The following is a 1,182-nucleotide window of genomic DNA, read 5'->3' as shown; positions in this document are numbered from 1 at the left end:
GCATCGGTGATGGTCTTCTCGTTGCCGGTGCCGTCGTAGGTGTAATGGGTCGATTCGTCTGGGTCGGTGCCGAATTCGGCTTCGACCTGCAACCTCACGAGCTGCATCCTCAGAAGATAGGCACTCTATATTTCTGCGAGGATTTGGTCATGCGAGCGGATCACGCTTTTCACCCGCAATGACAGGGCGACAAATATGACCATTGCTGCAAAGGTCAATCCCTGAACGATAGATCTGCGAAATACTCGTAAAAATCAGCGTACTCTGAGTTTCCCCAGCCCCCTTTTTCGTGATCATAGATGTATACGTTCTCCCCCCCCTTTCTTGAAAATCCGAAGTAGTTTCCACATTGGTCGTCGGAAAATGCGTAGAACTCTTCGCTATCATTACGTTTTGCATTTTGCTTGACAATATCCCAATAGCTGGCTGGATCTGGTGAATATACTAATGCAAAAGCTATCTCGCCGGAGCCGTGGGTGATCAAAAAGGTTCGGTATGCTGAAGGAAATCTGACATTCAATTTTCTCGCCGCATCTTCAACAACCTCAATTGAGCTCGGTGGTTCACCGAAGCTAAAGTGCCTTGGGTGTTTTTTCACAGCATCCGCATACAAGCTCTCGAATATATTCGGCTTCATGATTAATCGTATATATCGTTTGGGTACAAGCTATCCGCGCCCTGTTCACGCGCTCGATACCACCAATGTAGCTCACGATCAGCTTGTCTCTGTGCTTTGGTTACACCCTGACACCTCTTAAAGGGATGCAGCGCTCTATTATTTCTATGATTCTCCGGCCTAATTTCGTGCCGCGCCCCTCTGCGCTGCTGGTCGCCGTGATGGATGTCGGGAGATCCATGAGACCTTGGCGAATGACCGTAGAGTCCACGACGGATATCGCTGGTCGGCCAAGGCCCCTCGATTCGAGTCGGCGGGTCACTTTCACCATACCCAAAGGCCGAGCAACTGTTGCATGTTTTGTTGCTTCCCTTACCCTTTTTTGGGAACTTTAGTCCAAACAGATCCCACAGTGAAATTGGATTATCGCTAACGTATCCGTAGGTGTTTGTTCCCCCCTCCAACCCTATTGGATCCGACTCCAGATACCGCCCCGTCCCCGGCTCATAATCCCTGAAGTAGTTGTAGTGATTCTGCGTCTCCGGGTCGTACTGCTGCCCCGGAAA

Annotated in this window: 2 protein-coding genes; both read right to left on the bottom strand. The window is 50.1% G+C overall.

The window, feature by feature from the left end:
* Positions 1 to 214: 214 nt before the first annotated feature.
* Complete coding sequence (locus tag BM125_RS19600) at positions 215 to 637, bottom strand: SMI1/KNR4 family protein (protein ID WP_092411130.1); 423 nt, start codon at positions 635 to 637, stop codon at positions 215 to 217.
* Positions 638 to 639: 2 nt separating this feature from the next.
* On the bottom strand, positions 640 to 1,182 hold a 543-nt coding region (locus BM125_RS20880; RefSeq protein WP_139225149.1), incomplete at its 5' end, for an RHS repeat-associated core domain-containing protein.

This window comes from Dokdonella immobilis (genome assembly GCF_900115085.1).
In the GTDB taxonomy this organism is placed as follows: Bacteria; Pseudomonadota; Gammaproteobacteria; order Xanthomonadales; family Rhodanobacteraceae; genus Dokdonella; species Dokdonella immobilis.
This window is presented reverse-complemented; position numbering and strand designations above follow the sequence as displayed.